Genomic DNA, 6,205 nt, shown 5'->3' with positions numbered 1-6,205 from the left:
CGCCGGCATCATCAGACAGGCTGTAGGTCAGGGTACCGCCTTCCGGATCTTCCGCACTCACCGTGCCGACAACCGTTCCAATCGCAGAGTTTTCCACAATCGTATTATCATCCAGCGCCACCGAATGGGCGGCCAGATTAAAATTTTCTGGCTGAACGGTGCCAGAAGTAGCGTCTCCTGAGGTTTCAACGGAGGATGAGGACACCTGAAAATCAGCCGCAGACTCTTGAAGAAGTGAATCCCCAAGTAGAGACTCGCTTTGCAGTCCCATGAGAGAGCCCAGATCACTTTCTGACGGTCGCAGTGATGTCTCGTCCGTATTTTCCGATAGATCATCGATGTCAGTTAGGCTGTCGAGCGAATTCAAACCGATATTCAGGGGCTCTGAACCAGGCTCGCCGTTGAGTACCGCATCAATTGACTGTTCGTCGCGGGCACTCTTTTCATTTTCCGCAGGAGGGGGCGCCGTGTCGCTCTCATCGTAGTCTCGGCCACTTCCTTTATGGATATTGGCAAGGGACCGGTCATATTCATTGGCTGTCTGGGTATTTTTGGCTTCCTGCTCTTCATCAAAAAAAGCGTTTTTAGAAGTCCCCATATCAGAGGCTGAATGCTCTAAATCCTGGATCAGCCTATCCGAATTCTGATTATCACCATCACTCATAGGAACCTCTCACACCAATACCGACAAATTAAAAATAAATTTAGAAAAATGAACAATAACGGACACTTTAAGTCAGGAGCCTTAATAAACAGCTAATCAATGTGGTTAACAACCCCCCAACAGTTGCCGAAATTTTTACCAAAATTAAAGACTTATTGGCCATGCTTACCGAATTAAGTTTCGATTTCGAGGGCATTGCCCATTTTTGACATTTTGATTTGTTAAGGCACTAAAAGTTGAAAATAGACATATCAAATGATGACAAGCCGATGCTGAGACAGGCATCGCTTCCAAAATCGACGCAAACAAGATTAGATATTATTCTAGCCTCGACCGCGCTGAACATTCTTGCCTTGGCGCTACCGATCATGATCTTACAGATTTATGATCGCATCATTCCGAACAATGCTACAGATACGTTGTTGCTTCTTGTTCTGGGGGTTGGCTTAGCCTTGATACTGGAAGCTTTCTTCCGTTTAGGCCGTTCTTACATTACAGCTTATTCTGGTGCCAAATTTGATCATATCGCAGGCTGTCGCGCCCTGTCCCACGCAATGGGAACTGACATTGTTCGCTTCGAAAAAGAGGCTGCAGGCGTTTACCTTCATCGCTTCAATGCAATTGAAAACCTCAAGGATTTTATGTCCGGCAACAACCTTCTTGTCTTTATCGATTTACCATTTGGTATCATTTTCCTGTTCATGGTCGGCTATATCGGCGGCGTTCTTGTTCTTGCTCCCATTTTACTGCTGCTGGTTTTTGCCGTACTGACAGTGTTTATGGGGAGCGGTCTGAAAAAAGCACTGGATGAGCGCTCTACATGGGATGACCGGCGGTATAACTTCCTGATAGAAGTTTTAACGGGCATTCATACCGTCAAGGGCCTTGCGCTTGAAGCGCAAATGGTACGCCGATATGAACGACTTCAGGAAACAACAGCCGGTGTGATTAAAAAGGTCGCTTTTCAAAATGGGGTTGCCCAGAGTTTCGGGTCCGTTTTTTCACAAATAACACTTATTTCTGTAGCAGCGTTTGGGTCGGTCCTAGTTATTAATGAGGCGCTTACCATTGGTGGTCTGGCAGCCTGCACCCTCTTATCAGGCCGGGCGCTCCAACCTTTGCTTCGCGCCATGGGCGTCTGGACACATTATCAAAATATCAAACTGTCAAAAAAACGGGTCAACAGTCTGTTGTCCTTACCACAGGAAAAAGAGTCCCGGGATAGTTTTGCCAACAGCGAAACCGTGCTCAATTTCCAGATGTTGCCAAAATCGGAGATCGGCGGTCGCCTGGCTTTCGAACAGGTCTCGTTTGGCTACGGGGGCGATGAAGCTGATCTTTTCCAGGATATGGATGCACAATTCTTCAGCGGCAGCACCACTGCGATTGCAGGGCCAAATGGGTCCGGCAAAACAACTCTTCTTTGGCTGGCGATGGGCCTGATTGCGCCAACACAAGGCCGTGTGCTGCTAAATGGCGAGGATATGGCTTATCTGCCAAAAGAGGAAATCCATAACCGGATCGCTTATCTGCCTCAAAACGGAACGATCTTTCATGGGACGATCATGGAAAACCTGACCATGTTTCGTAAAGGCTCGTCTATTGATCGCGCGATTTCCCTCTCTATTGGACTGGGCTTAGACGATACAATTAAAAGACTCCCCTTGGGGTACGACACGATTGTCGGCGATGGCGCAGCTGACAGTCTGCCGGGTGGTATACGGCAGCGTATTGCGATTGCCCGGGCTCTTGTAAACGAGCCGGAAATCATCCTTTTTGATGAAGCGAATACGTCACTTGATGCCGCGGGTGATGAGATCCTCAAAAATGCCATGTTCCAACTAAAAGGTAAAAGCACCATCATTTTGGTCAGTCACCGCCCGTCACTTCTGAAGATTGCAGACCAGGGTTACAAAATAACCAGGAAGCAACTCCAGAAAATGCCTGTCGACAGCCTGACAGACTATAAGAAACCTGCTCCTGCCTTTCGTCCAAAAATAAAGCTGGTTTAAGTCATGACCTTTTTAAATTCTGCATTTGGCCGGCCTGACGAAAATAACTGGGGACGAAACACCCAGTATGCGGCGTGCGTTAAACCCATGCTGAACGCACTGGGTTGGCGGGGTGACATCGAGCAGGTGGTTGAGGCAATGCCTCACTTTAAAACAACGATGGATCTACTGGATTTTCGGAGCACCCTTGCCAATCTGCATTACCAAAGCTCGTCAGAACTGCAAACGATCAACAAAATCGATGAACGGCTCTATCCCTGCCTGTTTGACCCTGAAAAAGGATCCCTGAAAGTCCTTATTTCAAACGACGACGATGGCGTCTATGTTTTTGATGCTGAATATCAGGAATATACTGTCCTAAGCGACAAGCAGGCATTAAACGAAAAGGGCACTGCTTTTTTCTTCAGCCCGACACCGAAAGAAAAAATCGGACAGTGGAATACAGGACAAAACTGGTTCAGAGCCGTTACAGGCCGCTTCGCACCGCTGATCAAGCGAATATTCCTGATGACCTTTCTTCTGAACTTGTTGGCGCTGGCGACACCGCTTTTTATTATGGCGGTCTATGATATGGTTATTGGCTCCGGGTCTTTGGAAACACTTACCTATCTACTGATGGGCGTTGGGATCGCCATCTTTTGTGATATCGTTCTTCGCCTGTTGCGCGGCTCCATGCTTGCCCATATTGGCGCTCGACTGGATTATATTGTCGGAAGCACCGTCCTACAGAAAATATTATCCCTGCCGATTTCCCAAACGGAACGCACCTCGCTTGGCTCCAAAATCGCACGATTCCGCGAATTCGATGCCATTCGAGACTTTTTTATCGGCCCCATGGCGCTCGCCTTTCTGGAGTTGCCGTTCATTTTCATTTACCTGATCACCATAGGACTATTGGGCGGACCATTGGTTCTTGTCCCGATCGGAATGCTGGTTTTGTACGCTATTGTCGGCTTTTTTATTTTACCCGTCATTCAGCAAAAAACAGCAAGCGACCTTGCTAATTCAGCCACTAAAGGATCGTTCGTAACAGAAACCTTCAATAAGATGCGAGCTATCAAGCAGATGGGCGCTGAAGAAGTATGGTTGGAACGCTTTCGGGATATTTCTGTCGGCAATGCGCTCGCGGGTTTAAACAATAATATGACAGGGGCGGTCGCGCAGACCTTTGCCCATGTCATTATGGTTACATCAGGCGTCCTGACATTGACCTTTGGAATTGGGCGGGTCTTTGACCAGTCAATGACAGTGGGGGCGCTTGTTGCAACAATGGCCCTGATCTGGCGGATGCTGGCCCCTACGCAAACCCTCTTTCTGGCATTGACCAAACTGAACATTATTGGGGTCAGCATTAAACGGCTTAATCAGCTTTTTATGCTGCCCAGTGAAAATAACCCATACGCATCTTCAAAACTGAAGCGCTTTAAAGGGAACATCTCTTTTTCACATGTAAGCTTCAGATATGCACCTGATCAGGATCCTGCTGTCATGGGATTGGATTTTAATATTGGTGCAGGTGAGGTTGTTGCCTTTGCAGGGGCCAACAGTTCAGGTAAATCCACAATCGTTAAATTGCTGACCGGCTTATACCAACCGCAAGTCGGGCGCATTTCATTGGATGGTGTCGACATCCGGCAAATTGACCCGATTGAGCTTAGGAAATCCATTGGATATATGCCGCAATATAGCGAGCTTTTCCACGGGACAATTCGTCAAAACCTACTGCTTGCCAGCAGTACGGCCAGTGAGCAGCAAATTCTAGAAGCCTGCGAACTTGCTAATTTGACGGCCGATATTGATCGATTGCCCGACAAACTTGATACACGCATTGGCGACCAACTCATGCAGCAACTTCCAGCCGGGTTTCAACAACGCCTGATCATGGCGCGGGCGTTTCTTGCAAACGCAAAAATTATGATATTTGACGAACCTGGGAATAATTTGGATGAAGAAGGTGACAGAGCTTTTCTTGAGGCAGTGAATAAAATGCGCGGGAAAGCAACCGTCATAATTATAACGCACCGTCCCAGTCACATGCGGGCAGCGGATCGCGTTGTTCTACTTAATCGAGGGGCCGTTCAAACCATCGGGCCTGCCGCCACTATCATACCCCTTGTCTTCGGAGGCGCCTAATGGCTGACTCACTGAAATTCATTTCAATTGATCAAGAAAAATACAAAGAAGAGGCCCAGCCCCTTCGTAAAGGCAAGCCTGAGACAATGCGGCTTAGTCAGTCTATCATGCTCGAAGAAACTGGCCCTTCTTCGCTGCTGAGAACGGCAATTCTGTTCTGTTTTGTTATCTTGCTTCTGTTCATTTTATGGGCTCAGTATGCCCTTATAGATGAGGTTGCTGTAACATCCGGCGAGGTAATTCCTTCGGGCACCGTTCAAACCATCCAGCATGTTGATGGCGGTACAATCAGTGATATCACTATTCAGGAAGGCGATATTGTCAAAGAAGGGCAGGTTCTGATCCGCCTCGATCCGACCGATGCCCTGTCCGAAATCAAACAGCTTTCCACTCAGCTTGCGATTTCAACGATCAAGGCTGACCGACTTCGCGCCTTTGTGAATAATTCGGATATTAATACATCTTATTCAGATCCGCGGTTTTTGCCGCTCATTCAAGAGCAGAAAACTCTATTGGAAAGCCAGCGGCTGGACATTCAAAATCAACGAAATGTCCTTCAAGCGCAGCTTGAACAACGCATCGGTGAGCGTAGCAATTTACAGGACCAGATTAAAATTCTACAAACCCAGATTGCCCCGCTACGAGAGCAGATGAAAATTCGGCAGGGCCTGCTGCAAGGCAAAACGCTAAGTCGCTATGATTACTTGGAATCCCAGCGACAGTATTTGAAAGAAAAAGGGCAACTTGACGAATTAGTTCTGACCGCCAAATCCCTCGATCAGGCAATCATCGAAGCCCGGGGCCGTTTGACAGAGATGGAAGGTCGCGTCAAAAGAGAAGCGTTGGACGAGATGGCGCTGGCAAATGCAGAAGCCCTAAAAACCCGTGAAGAACTTGAGCGGCTGCAATCTGTTATCAAACGGCTTGAAATTCGCTCACCTGTTGACGGTGTCATTCAGGGTCTGGATGTAAACTCCATCGGAACGGTCATAAAAGCGGGCAACCCAATCGTGTCTGTCGTCCCTGTGGACCAGGAACTGGTTCTGGAAACGCGGGTCAGACCCGAAGACATCGGCTTTTTGCAACTTGGGCAGGCGGCAACCGTAAAATTCACAACCTATAACTTTTCCAGATATGGATCGATTGTGGGGGAACTTACCTACTTGTCTGCAACCACCTTTCAGGATGAAGAAGGCGTCAACTATTACAAAGGGAAAGTTGCCCTTACACAATCCTATGTTGGCGATGACCCCGATAGAAACCTTATTTTACCAGGAATGACCGCAACTGCGGATATTCACTCCGGTAAAAAAACACTGTTGGATTATCTTCTTAAACCCATCCACACCACGCTGGCGCAGTCTTTTCGGGAACGCTAAAGAAGGCGGCACGCTTT

Annotated in this window: 4 protein-coding genes; 3 read left to right on the top strand and 1 reads right to left on the bottom strand. The window is 47.8% G+C overall.

The features are described 5' to 3' along the window. The coding region (locus ACJAYR_RS11015) for a cadherin repeat domain-containing protein (protein ID WP_415236650.1) at nt 1–664 on the bottom strand (664 nt) is incomplete at its 3' end. A 236-nt stretch (nt 665–900) separates the two neighbouring features. On the opposite strand from ACJAYR_RS11015, the gene ACJAYR_RS11010 reads away from it, so the two are divergent. From ACJAYR_RS11010 to ACJAYR_RS11000, 3 genes are read left to right on the top strand one after another with little or no spacing between them, the layout of a single operon-like run. Beyond that, the gene (locus ACJAYR_RS11010; protein ID WP_415236649.1) at nt 901–2,676 is read left to right on the top strand and encodes a peptidase domain-containing ABC transporter; all 1,776 of its coding nucleotides are present in this window, start codon (nt 901–903) and stop codon (nt 2,674–2,676) included. 3 nt (nt 2,677–2,679) lie between these two features. Then, entirely contained in the window at nt 2,680–4,809 is a 2,130-nt protein-coding gene (locus ACJAYR_RS11005) for a peptidase domain-containing ABC transporter (RefSeq protein ID WP_415236648.1), read from the top strand. Then, nucleotides 4,809–6,188, top strand: a complete 1,380-nt coding sequence (locus ACJAYR_RS11000) for an HlyD family type I secretion periplasmic adaptor subunit (RefSeq protein ID WP_415236647.1) — start codon at nt 4,809–4,811, stop codon at nt 6,186–6,188. Before ACJAYR_RS11005 ends, ACJAYR_RS11000 begins: the two co-directional genes overlap by 1 nt. Nucleotides 6,189–6,205: the final 17 nt, after the last annotated feature.

It is taken from the genome of Sneathiella sp. (assembly GCF_047631475.1).
Lineage (GTDB): Bacteria > Pseudomonadota > Alphaproteobacteria > Sneathiellales > Sneathiellaceae > Sneathiella.
Note: the sequence above shows the minus strand (reverse complement) of the source record. Positions and strands in the feature narration are given on the sequence as shown.

Coding starts and splice junctions, on each gene's coding strand:
- ACJAYR_RS11005 (WP_415236648.1), top strand. CDS start 2,680: ATGACCTTTTTAAATTCTGCATTTGGCCGGCCTGACGAAAATAACTGG.
- ACJAYR_RS11000 (WP_415236647.1), top strand. CDS start 4,809: ATGGCTGACTCACTGAAATTCATTTCAATTGATCAAGAAAAATACAAA.